We start from the raw sequence: 16,201 nt of genomic DNA on the forward strand, positions 1-16,201 counted from the left end.
GACGCAATGCGCGAAGTGATCTGTTCCGGCAGTCGTGTGACCGTATGTGACCGGTCCGCCGTCGATTGGGTCCGCTTCCCGATGCCGCTGTGACCGAGGAGCCTGACGAGGACCCACCTGCCCGCCACCCCGTGATACGGCCTGGCTAGGCTCCCCAACCATGGACGTACTCATCAATGTCTTCGTCGCCCTGCACATCATCGGCATCGCCTCGCTGCTCGGAGGCTTTCTGACCCAGATGAAGGCGATGGGTGCCGGGACCGCGCGGTTCGTGCCCGCGATGCTGCACGGCGCGCTGACGATGCTGGTCACCGGCGTGGCCCTGGTCGGCCTCAACCAGGCCGACGACAACTCCGTGAACACCGCCAAGATCGGCCTGAAGCTGGCGGTCCTGGTGGTCATCCTCGGCCTCGTCTATGTGAAGCGGGACGACGAGAAGGTGGAGAAGGCGCTGTTCGGCGCGGTGGGCGGCCTCACCGTGGCGAACATCTTCATCGCGACGCTGTGGACGTGAGCGCGGCCGCGAGCCGCGCCCACGCCTAGGGCCTGTCCGGCGGATCTTGTCTGGGACGCGGGGTCCTGGCACGCCCATCTGCGGCGTTGTCGTCGGTTGCCGACGCTCCGCGTCGACGCCCTCCTCCGCCTTGCAGCTGGACGCACCAGGACCCCGCTCACCAGGACCGAAAGGCGGAGGCACTTCGCGGGCGACCAGATCCGCCGGACAGGCCCTAAGCGGGCCTGACCGACCCGTAGATCGGCATGTAGTAGATCGACTCCTCGCGGACGTACGCACCCGGCTTCGGCGCGTGGATCATCATCCCGTTGCCGATGTACATACCGACGTGGCTGATGTCGTCGTAGAAGAAGACCAGGTCACCGGGGCGCAGCTCGGCCGTGGCGACCCGGGTGCCGGTCTTGACCTGGTCCCAGGTGGTGCGCGGCAGATCGACCCCGGCGGCCTTCCAGGCGGCCTGGGTGAGCCCGGAGCAGTCGTACGAGGACGGCCCGGTCGCGCCCCACACGTACGGCTTGCCGATCTGGTCGCGGGCGAACGCGAGGGCCTTGGCGGCCTTGGTGGAGGCGGACGGGGTGCCGGTGCCGGTGCCGGTTCCGGTACCCGTACCGGACCCCGTGCCCGGCCCCGTCGGAGGCTTCTTCGCGGCCTCGGCCGCCTCAGCGGCTTCGGCGGCCTTGCGGGCCGCCGCCTGCCGCGCGGCCAGCTCCGCCGCCTTCTTCCGCGCCTCCTCCTGCTTCTTCTCCTCCAGCGCCGCCAGCCGCGCCTTCTCCTGCGCGGTCAGCGTGCTCAGCAGCGTGCGCGCCGCCGCCAGCTTCGTCTGTACGTCCTTCTTGCCGGCCCGCAGTGTCTCCTGCGAGGCGGTCAGCCGCTCCAGCCCCCGGGCCGCGTCCGCGCGCTTCTTCGCGACGCCCGCCCGCTCGGTCTCGAAGTCCCGCAGCGCCTGCTCCTCGCGCCCGGTCAGCTGCTTCATCAGGTGGTTGCGGTCGAAGAAGGCCTGCGGGTCGTCCGCGAGCATCAGGGTCACGGTGGAGGCCATGCCGCCGGTGCGGTACTGCTCGGCGGCGTAGTTGCCCAGCACCCGGCGGGTGTCGTTCAGCCGGGCGGTGCCCCGGGCGACCTCGTCGAGCAGACCGTCGGCCTTCTCGCGCTGGTCGTCGGTGGCCTCCTTGGCCCGGTTGTACGACTCGGTGGCCGTGCCCGCCTGCCGGTAGAGGTCGTCGACCTTGCGCTGGACCTCCTCGACGGTCGGCTTCGGCTTGCCCGGGGCCGCGCCGGCGCTCTGGGCCAGCAGGCTCACCGAGGCGAGCGCGGCCGTGGTGATGCCGACGGCGGGCGCGGCCGTACGAATGCGGGTGCGCGGCTTGCGGTGGGAGGGCAAGGCCGACACCTCCTTCCGGATCGTTCCGGACGGGGGCGGTCCCCGGACGGGGGTGTTCCCCCGTTGAGGCGGCACGCTAGCCAACTCGTGTGGCCGCTGGGAAGGTTGATGTCCGACAGGCCCGATACGTTCCCGTGACCTTTACGCTCCGTAGTCGTTGGTTCGTCTCCGCGAAGGCGGCAGCGGGCTGTCAGAGCGGGGTCCTAGACTCGGTAGACGATGAGCAGCCTCTTTGACGACAGCTTCCTGGCGGACCTCCAGCCCTCCGAGGAGGAGCACCCGCCGCCGCCCGAGGACGGCCCGGTCCGGGAGGAGGTGCCGGACGACCTGTTCCAGGGCCGTTTCGACGCACCCCCGAGCCACGACCCGTACTACCGGGACGGCGCCCCGCGCCCGGTGGTCGACCCGGCGACCCTTCTGGAGGGGCTGAACGGGAACCAGCGGGCCGCCGTGGTCCACGCCGGCTCCCCGCTGCTCATCGTGGCCGGCGCGGGCTCCGGCAAGACCCGGGTGCTCACGCACCGCATCGCCCATCTGCTGGCGACCCGGGGTGTCCACCCCGGCCAGATCCTCGCGATCACCTTCACCAACAAGGCCGCGGGCGAGATGAAGGAGCGCGTCGAGCAGCTCGTCGGCCCGCGCGCGCACGCGATGTGGGTGATGACCTTCCACAGCGCCTGTGTGCGGATCCTGCGCCGCGAGTCCAAGAAGCTCGGCTTCACCTCGTCGTTCTCGATCTACGACGCGGCCGACTCCAAGCGCCTGATGGCGCTGGTCTGCCGCGACCTCGACCTGGACCCCAAGAAGTTCCCGCCGAAGTCCTTCAGCGCCAAGATCTCGAACCTGAAGAACGAGCTGATCGACGAGGAGACCTTCGCCGGCCAGGCCGTCGACGGCTTCGAGAAGACCCTGGCGCAGGCGTACGCGATGTACCAGGCGCGGCTGCGCGAGGCCAACGCGCTGGACTTCGACGACATCATCATGACGACGGTCCATCTGCTCCAGGCGTTCCCGGACGTGGCCGAGCACTACCGCCGCCGCTTCCGCCACGTGATGGTCGACGAGTACCAGGACACCAACCACGCCCAGTACACGCTGGTGCGCGAGCTCGTCGGCCCGGCCGGGCAGGACGAGGCGCCGGGCGAGCTGTGCGTGGTCGGTGACGCCGACCAGTCGATCTACGCCTTCCGCGGCGCGACGATCCGCAACATCCTCCGGTTCGAGGAGGACTATCCGGACGCGACGACGATCATGCTGGAGCAGAACTACCGCTCGACGCAGACGATCCTCTCCGCCGCCAACGCGGTCATCGAGCGCAACGAGAGCCGTCGCCCCAAGAACCTGTGGACGGACGCGGGCGCGGGCGCGCAGATCACCGGCTATGTGGCCGACACAGAGCACGACGAGGCGCAGTTCGTCGCCGACGAGATCGACCGGCTCACCGACGCGGGCGACGCCAAGGCGGGCGACGTCGCGATCTTCTACCGGACCAACGCCCAGTCCCGTGTCTTCGAAGAGATCTTCATCCGGGTCGGCCTGCCGTACAAGGTCGTCGGCGGCGTGCGCTTCTACGAGCGCAAGGAGGTCCGCGACGTCCTCGCCTATCTGCGCGTCCTCGCCAACCCGGAGGACGTGGTCCCGCTGCGCCGGGTCCTCAACGTCCCCAAGCGCGGCATCGGGGACCGCGCCGAGGCGATGATCGACGCGCTCTCGCTGCGCGAGAAGATCACCTTCCCGCAGGCGCTGCGCCGCGTCGACGAGGCGTACGGAATGGCGGCCCGCTCGGCCAACGCCGTCAAGCGCTTCAACCAGCTCATGGACGACCTGCGCACCATCGTCGACTCGGGCGCGGGCCCCGCCGTCGTCCTGGAGGCGGTCCTGGAACAGACCGGCTATCTGGCCGAGTTGCAGGCCTCCACCGACCCGCAGGACGAGACCCGGATCGAGAACCTCCAGGAACTCGCCGCCGTGGCCCTGGAGTTCGAGCAGGCGCGCGGCGAGGCCGAAGGGGCCGAGGGCGCGGTCACCCCCACCCTCGCGGAGTTCCTGGAGCAGGTGGCGCTCGTCGCCGACTCCGACCAGATCCCCGACGAGGACGAGGAGGGCTCCGGCGTCATCACGCTGATGACCCTCCACACCGCCAAGGGGCTGGAGTTCCCGGTGGTGTTCCTGACCGGCATGGAGGACGGCGTCTTCCCGCACATGCGCGCGCTCGGCCAGGTCAAGGAGCTGGAGGAGGAGCGCCGTCTGGCGTACGTGGGCATCACCCGCGCCCGCGAGCGGCTGTATCTGACGCGCTCCTCGATGCGCAGCGCCTGGGGCCAGCCCTCGTACAACCCGCCGTCCCGGTTCCTGGAGGAGATCCCGGTCCAGCACCTGGACTGGAAGCGGACGGGCCCGATGGCCGCCCCGGCCGGCCCGGTCTCGGGCAAGGGCCTGGGCGGGGGACCGTCCTCCTCGCGGGCGCGCTCGGGCCCCTCGGGCTTCGCGACCCGGCGCACCAGCGACAAGCCGGTGATCGCGCTGACCATCGGGGACCGCGTCACCCACGACCAGTTCGGTCTGGGCACGGTGGTGTCGGTGACCGGCTCGGGCTCGGACGCGCAGGCCACGATCGACTTCGGGGACGAGCGCCCCAAGAAGCTGCTGCTGCGGTACGCGCCGGTAGAGAAGCTGTAAATCGTTTTTTCTACAGGCGTGGTGACGGGCTCGGCCTAGGTCGGGTCGAGCCCGTGGCCGCGCAGCCACGGCAGCGGGTCTATCGGCGACCCGCCGCCGGGGCGCACCTCGAAGTGCAGATGCGGACCGGTGGAGTTGCCGGAGTTGCCCGAGTACGCGATGACCTCACCGGCCTTGACCGGGCCGGACCGCAACTTGGTGCTGGAGAGGTGGCAGTACCAGGTCTCGGTGCCGTCGGCGGCGGTCACTATGGCCATGTTGCCGTAGGCGCTGTTCCACTGCGTACGGACGGTGCCGTCGATCGCCGACATCACCGGGGTGCCGTAGTCGACCGGGAAGTCGATGCCGGTGTGCACCGACATCCAGTTGACGCCCGCCTGGCCGTAGTACGCGCTGAGGCCCCGCTGCGTCACCGGCAGCAGGAACTTGGGGCGCGCGGCCTCCTTGCGGGCGGCCGCCTCGGTCTTGCGCTGCCTCTCCGCGTCCTGGCGGGCCTTGAGGTCGAGACGTTCCTGCGTACGGCTGGCGCGGTCGGCGAAGTTGCCCGCCTCCGCGCTGAGGTTGGCGAGCTGGGTGTCCAGCTTGCTGTTGGCGGCGACCGGCTTGACCGACGACGGGTCGGACGCGGTCACGGCCGTGCCCTCGTCCTTGTTCTCACCGCCGAGCCCGCTCACGGACGCGGCCGCGACCCCGGCGACACCCATCACACACACCGACGGCACCGCGACGGTGAGCAGCGCGGACCGCTTGGCCGGACTGCGCCGACGACTGCGGGCACCGGCGGGGCGGCGGGGGGTGACGGGCGCGGCGGCCGCGACGAGCGGCTCCGCTGCGGGCCGACCGTCCAACTCCTCCTCGGAGGAAGGGGTTTCGAGGTTTCCGGAGTCGAGGTCGAGCGCGGGGAACTGCGCGGTGCTCTCCGCCGGCGCCTCGACGTGCTCGTGCTCGTGCACGTTCTCGTACGCGGGCTCGTAGCCGTGCTGCTCGTACGCCTGCTCATGCCCGGCTTCATGACCGGCGCCGGGCTGGGCGACGGCGTCGTGCCCGCCCATGCTCTCGACACCGACGTTCCAGGCGGCCGTGTTGTACGTGCCCGTCTCGTCGTACGCACCGGCCGCGTACCCCGCACCGGGCACGGTCCACTGCCCGGTCGTGTCGTAGGCGGCGCCGTACGCGAAGGCGGTGGTCTCGAACTGCCCGGTCTGCTGCGCCTGGTTCCAGGCGCTGGCGTCCCACTGCCCGGTGACATCGGGCCCTGCCGACTGGGCCGGGATGGTCCACTGCCCGGTGGTGTCGTACGAGGTCTGCTGGTGCTGGTACTGCTGCGCGCCGTAGGCGTCCCACTGGCCCGTGTCGTACGTGCCGGTGTGGCTGGTGTCGTAACCGCCGGGCAGAGCACCGAAGAGCGGGTCGGTGTTGAGGGCGCCGGTGGCGTCCGCCGTGGAATAGCCGTCGTATCCGGCGTATCCGGCGTGGGCGTGTTGGTCGGTCACCAACTTCTCTCTCGCCTCGGCAACAGGACCTGGTCCGGAGGCCCTGGGGAGGGGCTCCCGGTGGGGGAAGCAGTGGCGTGACTGTACCCGGCGGTACGCGACAGCGACAATCTTCCGCAGGTTTTATTGGATGAGGAAACGGGCAATCAGCGTCTTTCGGCGGACTGTGGGCAGAGCCTTGGTCTTTCGTTCGAGAAATGTTCGAGAAAACGGGTGTTGAGCGGGCCGTTCGGACGGCTCGGGCTCAAGCAACCGAGAACGCCTCGCGCGCGCTGCCCGTCTCTTCCTTCTCGGCCTCTTCCACGGTCAACGCCTGACGTATGCCGGTGGCGACGGCCGGGTGGACCGGCAGGGCCAGGTGCCCGATGCCCGAGACCCGTACGTTGTGAACGGTCAGATCCGGGTGGTCGATACGGGCGGTCTCCACCGGGACCATCAGCGTGTCGAGGTCGCTCCAGAAGCTCACGAACCGCGTCCGGCAGCCGGGGGCGGGCCGGCGCAGCTCCTCGACGACATCGGAGCCGGGGCACATCTGGCGGACGATCGGGTGCGCGCTGATGAGCTGCGCCGAGCGGGTGCCCTCGTGCGGCGTGCCGAGCGTGACGAGCGTACGGACGCGCGCGTCGCCGCCGAGGCACTGGACGTAGTAGCGGGCGATCAGACCGCCGAGGCTGTGCCCGACGACGTCCACCTCGGCGTGCCCGGTACGTGCGCAGATCTCCTCGACATGGCGGCCGAGCAACTCGGCTGCGGTACGGATGTCGCAGGTCAGCGGCGAGTAGTTGAGCGATTCGAGATGGCGCCAGCCGTGCCGGGACAGCGAGCGGCGCAGCAGGACGAAGACCGACCGGTTGTCGACGAAGCCGTGCAGCAGCACGACGGGCGGCCGGGCGCGCCCGGCGGTGGGCAGCTGTGGGGCCCCGTCCGGGGCGGGCTCTCTGCGCTCGGCCGCCATGCCGGATGGATACAGGACGAGATGGCCGGCGAGCACGGCGAGGTCGAGTGCGGTGGCGCGCAGCATCGCGGCGGAGACCCAGGCGCGGCGCAGACACAGCGGAAGGAGCGGAAAGAACTGCACGGACGACCTCCCGAACGGCACGCCAGGAGGACGACTCCGTCCCCCGTGTGCCCTCATGGGGCGCCCCCGCGAAAACGCGCTCGTCCAGAACGCTGTGGCCGGACCTCCGTGCTGTGCGGCTGACGGCACGGTGGTCCGGCGCCTTCAGAGCGGCTCCCCTTGCAGCCGACCCGGCAGGTCCGGCCGACGAGCGGCGGACAAACGGGTGCGGCGACGCAAAACGAACATGTCCCACCGTGTGATTTCCCCCTCCCCGGCCACCGCGAAACGGCGGCGTGCGCGATGCTGGAGATAACGTTCGTTCACTTCAGTTCGTCCACTTCAGTTTGTTCACCTCGTGTGGAGGCAGTGATGGGTGTATCCGGTCCGATCCGCGTGGTGGTGGCCAAGCCGGGGCTCGACGGGCACGACCGGGGCGCCAAGGTCATCGCACGGGCGCTGCGCGACGCGGGCATGGAGGTCATCTACACGGGCCTGCACCAGACGCCCGAGCAGATCGTCGACACGGCCATCCAGGAGGACGCCGACGCGATCGGCCTCTCCATCCTCTCCGGCGCCCACAACACGCTGTTCGCCAAGGTCCTGGAACTCCTGAAGGACCGCGACGCGGAGGACATCAAGGTCTTCGGCGGCGGCATCATCCCCGAGGCGGACATCCCCCCGCTGAAGGCCCTCGGCGTGGCCGAGATCTTCACGCCCGGGGCGACGACTACGTCGATTGTGGAGTGGGTCAATGCGAATGTCCGCGAGGGGGCGGGGGCGTAGGGGTTCGTCTGCGGACCGTGGGTGGCTGGTCGCGCAGTTCCCCGCGCCCCTAAAAGCGCCCCTGCGGGGCGCCCCTTTAGGGGCGCGGGGAACTGCGCGAGCAACCCAGCACGGTCCGCAGACGAACGAAGCGGGGTGCAGGGGCCGCAGGCCCCGCCCGGGGGTCCGGGGGCGCAGCCCCCGGGAGCGCCACCCTCACCCCCACCCACCCCCGGAGGGTTTAGGGAACGGGCGGGGTGGGGGCTCAAGCGTCCAGTTCCGCCAGCATCGCCCCCCGCAACCGCAACGTCCCCACCAGCCGCTGAAACGCCTCCGCCCAGTACCCCCCCGCCCCCGGCGACGCCCCCTCCTCCTCCACCGGCACAGCCGTGAGCGCGTCGAGCCGCCCCGCCTCCCCCGGAGACAGGCACCGCTCCGCCAGCCCCATCACCCCGCTGAAGCTCCAGGGGTAGCTGCCCGCGTCCCGCGCGATCTCCAGCGCGTCCACCACGGCCCGCCCCAGCCCCGCCGACCACGGCACCAGACACACCCCCAGCAGCTGGAACGCCTCCGACAGCCCGTGCGCGGCTATGAACGCGGCGACCCACTCCGCCCGTTCCCCCTCCGACAGCGTCGACAGCAGCTTGGCCCGCTCGGCCAGCGACACCGTCCCCGCGTTTCCGCCCGGCGGGGAGGACGGGGTGCCGAGGAGCGCACGCGCCCACTCCGCGTCCCCCTGCCGCACCGCCGCCCGGCACCATGCCGCGTGCAGCTCGTCCCCCCAGTCGTCGGCGACCGGCAACGCCACGATCTCCCGCGCCGAACGCCCCCCGAGCCGCCCAGCCCAGCCCCCCAGCGGCGCGGCCTCCACCAACTGGCCGAGCCACCACGACCGTTCGCCCCGCCCGGTCGGCGGCTTGGGCGCCACCCCGTCGCGCTGCATCCCCGCATCGCACTCGTGCGGTGCCTCCACCGCTATCCGCGCGCCGTCCCCGTCCCCCGACCGGTCGAGCGCGACGCACGACGCCGCCCGCGCCGCCATCCGCCCGGCCAGCGCGGACGCGGGCAGCGCCGAAAGCAGTTCGGCGGCCGTGGCCCGGACGTTACGGCTGCGGTCGGCGAGCGCCCGCTCCAGGAACGGCTCGTCCTCCCCGCAGAGCCCGGCCCGCAGCGAGTCGAGGAACATCAGCCGGTCCTCGGCCCGTTCGGCCGCCCATGTCGTGGCGAGCAACTCCCGTGCGGCCCCCGGCTCGTACGCCCGTACCGCCGCGAGCAGCGCCACCCGCTCGGCGAACAGCCCCTCGTCCCACAGCCGCCGCACCGCCTCGGTGTCCGAGGCGTCGGGCAGGACCGCGCTGCCCGACCCGCCGCGCAGCGCGAACCGCCACTCCGGGTTCAGCCGGGCCAGCCACGTCCCGCGCGGCCCGGCGAACGCCAGTGCCTGCGGCCGCAGATCCGTACGCGCCCGGGCCGCGTCGAGCAGTGCGGGCAGCAGGGCGGGCGGCGCCCGGAAGCCCCGTTCGGCCGCCGCGCCCAGCCACTGCGGCAGCAGCTCCGCCAGATCCGGCGCCGCCCCGCGCCGTCCCCCGGAGTGCGCCGACGCCGAACGGTCCGCGAGCAGTTGCCCGAGCCGTCGCCGCGCGGCCTCCGGCAGCTCCGGCCGCCCGTCGTCCGGCGCCCTCTCGGGCCGTATCGGAGCCGGCGCGGGCAGCAGTCCCGCCCGGCGGCGTACGGTTCGCAGCGCGGCCTCGTCGAGGAGCGCGGCGGGCTCCCCGGCAGCGGGCCGCCGCTCGGTGCCGAGCAACGCGGCGGTGACGAGCTCCTCCCAGGAACCACCCCCGGCCCTGGTCGCGGTAGCGGACATCGTGGCCTCCCCTCCATACATATGCGCAACTTCCTGCACAGCAGCCCTCGAACCCGCAGCACTCACAGCAGCCGCACCGCCTCCGCCTCGTCCTGCGCCCACCCCGCCAGCGGTGCGAACCCCCGGTGTCCGCACTCGCCGAACACCGTGACCGGGCCGCCGCCCGACAGCGCGACGAGCTTCCACAGGCCCGCCCGGTCGGCCGCGCCCGGGGCGACGGGAAGTGCCAACTCGCCGTTGGAGTCGGCTAGTTGCCACCCTTGCCCGCCGCCCTCGCCCGGCGGCACCGGTATCACCCCGCTCAGCGTCACCGGCCACGCGTCCAGCCACGGGTCGTCCCGCAGTGCCCGCCCGTACCGCTCCATCGCCTCGGCCGTGGTGCCGCCGGGTGGCGGGCCCCCGGCCGCCAGTGGCGCCCCGAACCGCTCGCCCAGCGCGGCGCGCAGCTGTCCGCCGCCCGGGTACGGCGTGAGCTCGGCGTCGATCGCGAGGCCGACCGGCAGGGCGAGCTCGGGCGCCCGGCCCGCCGCGCCGAAGTCGAGAAGCATCGCCGCGCGGCCCGACTCCCGTCCGTACAGCCAGATCCGGCGCGTGGTCAGCTTGGCGTCGGCCGTGTCGTACTGGGCCAGGACCTGCCATATGTCCCGCACCAGCGGCCCCTGTGGCGGCGCGGGCACACCGACGCGCGCCCGGACCGTGGCGGCCAGTGGCTCCGGCAGCCCCTCGCGGCCCATCCACGCCCGGTCGAGCAGATGCAGCAGCGCGCACTCCTCCAGGAGCCGCACCGGCCAGCCCGGCCCGGAGCCCGGTATCGCCCCCAACTCCCTTACTCTGCCCGCCAGTCCCGGCGCCTGCGCGTCGACCATGCGGGCGGCCGTCTCCTCCCACAGTCCGTACCCGGGCCGCTCGGCCGCCGCCAGGCCGCCGCGCAGCAGGTCCTCAAGACGCTGCTCCAGCTCGGCCGCCCCGGCCGTGACCCGCTCGGCGCGCTTCTCCGCGCGGCGCCGGGCCGCCTCCGGATCGGCGGTCCTCGCCTCGGCGGGGCCCGCCTCCTCGCTCCCCTTCTTCGCCGCCCGCTCCCGCCGGCCGCGCAGCCACTGCCCGGCCCAGTCGGGCACCTCCCCGTCCGCGACGACCGGCACCGCCTGCTCGTCCGCCGCCCAGAGCAGCAGCAGCCCCAGCGCGTGCTTGCACGGGAACTTACGGCTCGGGCAACTGCACTTGTATCCGAGCCCGCTCGTGTCGACCACCGTCTGGTACGGCTTGCTGCCGCTGCCCTTGCACAGGCCCCACACGCTTGAGTTGTCGCAGCCGCTCTCCGACCACGGCCCGGCCGTGCCCAGCTTGCTTCCCGTCTTGCGTGACGCGGCGTCAGGAGCCAGGGCCAGCACCTGTTCCGCAGTCCAGCGCACCCCCTGCTGATTCATGCTTCCGAAGGTAGATGCCCCCACTGACAATCGCCCCGCCCACAGCTTTGACCTGCGCTTTCACCCTCGCCGAGGTCGATTGTCAGTGGCGTGGTGCACGGTGGAGTCACATCGGGTCGACTGATCTGGAGGGGGATCCATGACCGTGTCCGAAATCAACTCCGCGGACGCCGTAAGCGGTGTCGAGGCGGCCGCCGCCGAGGCCCTGCGCCCGCACGCCGAGCATGCGTTCGCGCACGAACTCAAGGCGCTGGCGGCCGCCGACGACCGGCCCAGGCCCGCCCGTTGGCAGCTCTCGCCGTGGGCCGTCGCCACATATCTGCTCGGCGGCACCCTGCCCGACGGCACGGTGATCACGCCGAAGTACGTGGGCCCGCGCCGCATCGTCGAGGTCGCCGTCACAACGCTCGCCACCGACCGGGCGCTGCTGCTGCTCGGCGTCCCCGGCACCGCCAAGACCTGGGTGTCCGAGCACCTCGCCGCCGCCGTCAGCGGCGATTCCACGCTGCTGGTCCAGGGCACGGCCGGCACCCCGGAGGAGGCGATCCGGTACGGGTGGAACTACGCGCAACTGCTGGCGCACGGCCCCAGCCGGGACGCCCTGGTGCCCAGCCCGGTCATGCGGGCCATGGCCGAGGGGATGACGGCCCGGGTCGAGGAGCTGACCCGTATCCCCGCCGACGTACAGGACACGCTGATCACGATCCTGTCGGAAAAGACGCTGCCCATCCCCGAGTTGGGCCAGGAGACGCAGGCGGTGCGCGGCTTCAACCTCATCGCCACGGCCAACGACCGCGACCGGGGCGTCAATGAGCTGTCGAGCGCGCTGCGCCGCCGCTTCAACACGGTGGTGCTGCCGCTTCCGGCGACCGCCGACGAGGAGGTCGACATCGTCTCGCGCCGGGTCGACCAGCTCGGGCGCTCGCTCGACCTGCCCGCGGCCCCCGAGGGCATGGACGAGATCCGCCGGGTCGTCACCGTCTTCCGCGAGCTGCGGGACGGGGTGACCGGCGACGGCCGCACCAAGCTCAAGTCCCCTTCGGGGACGCTCTCCACAGCCGAGGCGATCTCGGTGGTGACGGGCGGTCTGGCGCTCGCCGCGCACTTCGGCGACGGCGTGCTGCGCTCCGGCGACGTGGCGGCGGGCATCCTCGGCGCGGTCGTCCGCGACCCGGCGGCGGACCGCGTCATCTGGCAGGAGTACCTGGAAACGGTGGTGCGCGAGCGCGACGGCTGGAAGGACTTCTACCGCGCCTGCCGAGAGGTGTCGGCATGACCGTCCTGTCCTCGGCCGCGCCGGATGCGGGCGAACCCGGCACCACGGACCCGGCGCCCGCCGCGCCCCCCGGCCCCTGGCTGCTCGGTGTGCGGCACCACGGGCCCGGGTCGGCGCGGGCCGTGCGGGCGGCGCTGGATGCGGCGCGGCCCCGGGCCGTGCTGATCGAGGGCCCGCCCGAGGCCGACGCGCTGCTCGCGCTCGCCGCCGACCCGGACATGCGGCCGCCGGTCGCGCTGCTCGCCCATGTGGTGGACGACCCGCGCCGGGCCGCGTTCTGGCCGATGGCCGAGTTCTCGCCGGAGTGGGTGGCGCTGCGCTGGGCCCTGGACGCGGGCGCCGAGGTCCGCTTCATCGACCTCCCGGCGGCCCACTCCCTGGCGGAGGGGGCGGCGGCGGGGGAGGAGCCGCCGGAGACCGAGTCGCTCAGTGGGACGGACGGTGGGCCCGACGGCGAGGGCGGTCCACAGGACGGACGGTCCGGGCTGCGGATCGACCCGATCGGCGTGCTCGCCGAAACCGCCGGATACGACGACCCGGAAGCCTGGTGGGAGGACGTCGTGGAGCACCGCGACGGCACGCCGGGAGCCGATCCGTACGGCCCGTTCGCCGTCCTGGGCGAAGCCATGACGGCGCTGCGCGAGGCGTACGGGGACGGCGGCCACGCGCGCGACCTGATCCGCGAGGCGTACATGCGCCAGCAACTGCGAGCCGCCCGGCGCGAGTTCGGGGACGGGGTCGCGGTGGTGTGCGGGGCCTGGCACGTGCCCGCGCTCGCCGCCCGGACCACGGTCGCGGCCGACCGCGCGCTGCTCAAGGGCCTTCCCAAGGTGAAGGCCGAGCTGACCTGGGTGCCCTGGACCCACCGCCGTCTCGCCCGGCACAGCGGCTACGGGGCGGGCATCGACTCGCCCGGCTGGTACGGGCACTTGTTCGGCGCCCCCGACCGGCCCGTCGAGCGCTGGATGACCAAGGTCGCCGGGCTGCTGCGCGAGGAGGACCGGCAGGTCTCGTCCGCGCACGTCATCGAGGCGGTGCGGCTCGCCGGGACGCTCGCCGCGATGCGCGGCCGCCCGCTGCCGGGCCTGACCGAGACGACCGACGCGGTGCGGGCGGTGATGTGCGAGGGCTCCGACGTGCCGCTCGCCCTCGTCCAGGACCGCCTCGTCGTCGGCGATGTGCTCGGCGAGGTCCCGGACGCCGCCCCGGCCGTCCCGCTCCAGCGCGACCTCACCCGCGCCCAGCGCTCCCTGCGGCTCAAACCGGAGGCGCTGGAGCGGGAGTTGGAGCTCGATCTGCGTAAGGAGACCGACGCCGCGCGCAGCCGTCTGCTGCACCGGCTGAGCCTCCTCGGCATCGGCTGGGGCGAGCAGTCGGCGTCCCGGGGAAGCACCGGCACGTTCCGGGAGAGCTGGCGGCTGCGCTGGGAGCCCGAGCTGTCGGTGCGGGTGGCCGAGGCCGGGGTGTGGGGCACGACGGTCCTGGCCGCCGCCACCGCGCGGGCCGAGTCGGAGGCCGCCGGGGCCACGGTCCTGGGCGAGATCACCGCGCTGGCCGAGCGGTGTCTGCTCGCCGAGCTCACCGACGCGCTCCCGGTGGTGATGCGCGCGCTCGCCTACCGGGCCGCGCTCGACACGGACGTCGCCCACCTCGCCCAGGCGCTGCCCGCCCTGGCCCGCACGCTGCGGTACGGAGACGTGCGGGGCACGGAGACGGCCGCGCTCGGGGAGGTGGCGACCGGGCTCGCCGAGCGGATCTGCGTCGGCCTGCCGCCCGCCTGCACGGGCCTGGACGCGGACGGCGCCACCGAGATGCGCCGCCGCATCGACGACGTCCACACGGCCATGGCCCTGCTCCCGGAGGCGCCCGAGGGCCCGACGACACTGCGGGACCGCTGGGCGTCGGTCCTGGCCAGGCTGGCCGGGCGGGACACGGCGGCGGGGGAGATCCGGGGCCGCGCCGTCCGCCTGCTCCTGGACGACGGACGGCTCGACGACGCCGAGGCGGAGCGCCACATGGGCCTGGCGCTCTCGGCGGGGACACCGCCCGGCGACGCGGCCGCCTGGATCGAGGGCTTCGTCGGGGGCGCGTCGGGCGGCGGGATGCTCCTCGTCCACGACGAGCGGCTGCTCGCCCTGGTCGACACCTGGCTGACCGGCGTCCCGGCCGACGCCTTCACGGACGTACTGCCGCTGCTGCGCCGCACCTTCTCGGCGTACGAACCGGGCGTGCGCCGCACCCTCGGCGAGCTCGTCCGGCGCGGCCCCGGCACCGCCGGTCCGGCCCAGGCCGACACGGCCGCCCCCGGCTTCGGGGCCGGGCTCGACGAGGAGCGCGCCGACGCCGTGGAGCCGCTGCTGCGGCTGATCCTCGGCGGAAGCACCCACGGGTCCGGCGCGCCGCCGGAGCCGTCCGACCACCTGGCATCCAGCCCGTTGGCATCCGACCACCTGGCAGGAGTGGGGAAGTGAGCACAGAACAACTCGATGCGGCCGCCGGCGAGCGGCTGCGCCGCTGGCGGATGGTGCTCGGCGGCGAGCAGGGCGCCGACGGCACGGGCCGCACGCTCGCCGGGCGCGACGCCGCGATGGACGGCGCCCTGTCCGCGCTCTACGGCGGCTCCGGCGGACGGGGGTCGTCCAAGGACCGGGGCGCCGGGCTCGGCGCCTCCGCCCCGAGCGTCGCCCGCTGGCTGGGTGACATCCGTACGTACTTCCCCAGCTCGGTCGTCCAGGTCATGCAGCGCGACGCCATCGACCGGCTCGGGCTCTCCGCGCTGCTCCTGGAGCCGGAGATGCTGGAGGCCGTCGAGGCGGACGTGCACCTCGTGGGCACGCTGCTCTCGCTCAACAAGGCGATGCCGGAGACCACCAAGGAGACGGCCCGCGCGGTCGTCCGCAAGGTCGTCGAGGACTTGGAGAAGCGGCTCGCCAGCCGGACGAAGGCCACGCTCACGGGCGCCCTGGACCGTTCGGCCCGGATCAGCCGCCCCCGCCACCGGGACATCGACTGGGACCGCACCATCCGGGCGAACCTGAAGAACTACCTGCCGGAGTACGGCACGGTCGTCCCGGACCGGCTGATCGGATACGGACGGGCCGCCCAGTCGGTCAAGAAGGAGGTGGTCCTCTGCATCGACCAGTCCGGCTCCATGGCCGCCTCGGTCGTCTACGCCTCGGTCTTCGGCGCCGTCCTCGCCTCCATGCGCTCGATCGCCACCCGGCTGGTCGTGTTCGACACGGCCGTCGTCGACCTCACCGACCAGCTCGACGACCCGGTGGACGTGCTGTTCGGCACCCAGCTGGGCGGCGGCACCGACATCAACCGCGCCCTCGCCTACTGCCAGTCGCAGATCACCCGTCCTGCCGACACCGTCGTCGTACTGATCAGTGATCTTTACGAGGGAGGGATCCGGGACGAGATGCTGAAGCGGGTGGCGGCGATGAAGGCGTCCGGGGTGCAGTTCGTGGCCCTGCTCGCCCTGTCCGACGAGGGCGCCCCGGCGTACGACCACGAGCACGCGGCGGCCCTGTCCGCCCTGGGCGCGCCGGCCTTCGCCTGCACCCCCGACCTCTTCCCGGAGATCATGGCGGCGGCGGTCGAGAAGCGGCCTCTGCCGATACCTGACACGCTGTGAGCAGGTGATCTGTGACAGGTATCACCGCTCAGGTGTGATCTGCGATTTAGGGAGCTCGCTCTGGCGGGGATAACCTGCGAGACGGACATGCCGCGTACCCGGACACCG

At 72.8% G+C, this 16,201-nt stretch carries 11 protein-coding genes; 6 read left to right on the forward strand and 5 right to left on the reverse strand.

Going from position 1 to position 16,201, the window contains the following annotated elements; all coding sequences use genetic code 11:
* Positions 1-160 precede the first annotated feature (160 nt).
* Positions 161-514, forward strand: a complete 354-nt coding sequence (locus OG965_RS24900; protein ID WP_067163281.1) for a hypothetical protein — start codon at positions 161-163, stop codon at positions 512-514.
* A gap of 214 nt (positions 515-728) precedes the next feature.
* On the opposite strand, the gene OG965_RS24905 is transcribed toward OG965_RS24900, so the two are convergent.
* Positions 729-1,895, reverse strand: coding sequence for an NlpC/P60 family protein (locus OG965_RS24905; RefSeq protein WP_371654271.1), 1,167 nt, complete (start codon positions 1,893-1,895; stop codon positions 729-731).
* 219 nt (positions 1,896-2,114) lie between these two features.
* Between OG965_RS24905 and pcrA the strand changes: the two genes are divergently transcribed.
* Complete coding sequence (gene pcrA / locus OG965_RS24910) at positions 2,115-4,574, forward strand: DNA helicase PcrA (protein ID WP_371654272.1); 2,460 nt, start codon at positions 2,115-2,117, stop codon at positions 4,572-4,574.
* Positions 4,575-4,609: 35 nt separating this feature from the next.
* On the opposite strand, the gene OG965_RS24915 is transcribed toward pcrA, so the two are convergent.
* Together OG965_RS24915 and OG965_RS24920 are read right to left on the reverse strand one after the other, a co-directional pair.
* The gene (locus OG965_RS24915) at positions 4,610-6,067 is read right to left on the reverse strand and encodes a M23 family metallopeptidase (protein WP_371654273.1); all 1,458 of its coding nucleotides are present in this window, start codon (positions 6,065-6,067) and stop codon (positions 4,610-4,612) included.
* A 244-nt stretch (positions 6,068-6,311) separates the two neighbouring features.
* Positions 6,312-7,088: an esterase/lipase family protein gene (locus OG965_RS24920; protein WP_371657047.1), complete on the reverse strand. Its 777-nt coding sequence runs from the start codon at positions 7,086-7,088 to the stop codon at positions 6,312-6,314.
* 408 nt (positions 7,089-7,496) lie between these two features.
* Here OG965_RS24920 and OG965_RS24925 point away from each other — a divergent pair, with 408 nt between their 5' ends.
* The gene (locus OG965_RS24925; protein WP_371654274.1) at positions 7,497-7,910 is read left to right on the forward strand and encodes a cobalamin B12-binding domain-containing protein; all 414 of its coding nucleotides are present in this window, start codon (positions 7,497-7,499) and stop codon (positions 7,908-7,910) included.
* Between the two features lie 244 nt (positions 7,911-8,154).
* Here OG965_RS24925 and OG965_RS24930 read toward each other — a convergent pair whose 3' ends face one another.
* Both OG965_RS24930 and OG965_RS24935 read right to left on the reverse strand, forming a co-directional pair.
* Positions 8,155-9,753, reverse strand: a complete 1,599-nt coding sequence (locus tag OG965_RS24930) for a DUF5691 domain-containing protein (protein WP_371654275.1) — start codon at positions 9,751-9,753, stop codon at positions 8,155-8,157.
* A 62-nt stretch (positions 9,754-9,815) separates the two neighbouring features.
* Positions 9,816-11,180, reverse strand: a complete 1,365-nt coding sequence (locus OG965_RS24935) for an SWIM zinc finger family protein (RefSeq protein WP_371654276.1) — start codon at positions 11,178-11,180, stop codon at positions 9,816-9,818.
* A 139-nt stretch (positions 11,181-11,319) separates the two neighbouring features.
* On the opposite strand from OG965_RS24935, the gene OG965_RS24940 reads away from it, so the two are divergent.
* Genes OG965_RS24940 through OG965_RS24950 form a run of 3 tightly spaced genes read left to right on the forward strand, consistent with a single transcriptional unit; the run spans position 11,320 to position 16,093 of the window.
* Positions 11,320-12,456: an AAA family ATPase gene (locus OG965_RS24940; RefSeq protein WP_371654277.1), complete on the forward strand. Its 1,137-nt coding sequence runs from the start codon at positions 11,320-11,322 to the stop codon at positions 12,454-12,456.
* Positions 12,453-14,927, forward strand: a complete 2,475-nt coding sequence (locus tag OG965_RS24945) for a DUF5682 family protein (protein ID WP_371654278.1) — start codon at positions 12,453-12,455, stop codon at positions 14,925-14,927. The genes OG965_RS24940 and OG965_RS24945 overlap by 4 nt, the downstream gene beginning before the upstream one ends.
* 50 nt (positions 14,928-14,977) lie before the next feature.
* Positions 14,978-16,093 carry a VWA domain-containing protein gene (locus OG965_RS24950; protein ID WP_371657048.1) on the forward strand — a complete coding sequence of 372 codons (1,116 nt, stop codon included), beginning with the start codon at positions 14,978-14,980 and terminating at the stop codon, positions 16,091-16,093.
* The last annotated feature ends 108 nt before the right edge of the window (positions 16,094-16,201 follow it).

It is taken from the genome of Streptomyces sp. NBC_00224, assembly GCF_041435195.1.
In the GTDB taxonomy this organism is placed as follows: Bacteria; Actinomycetota; Actinomycetes; order Streptomycetales; family Streptomycetaceae; genus Streptomyces.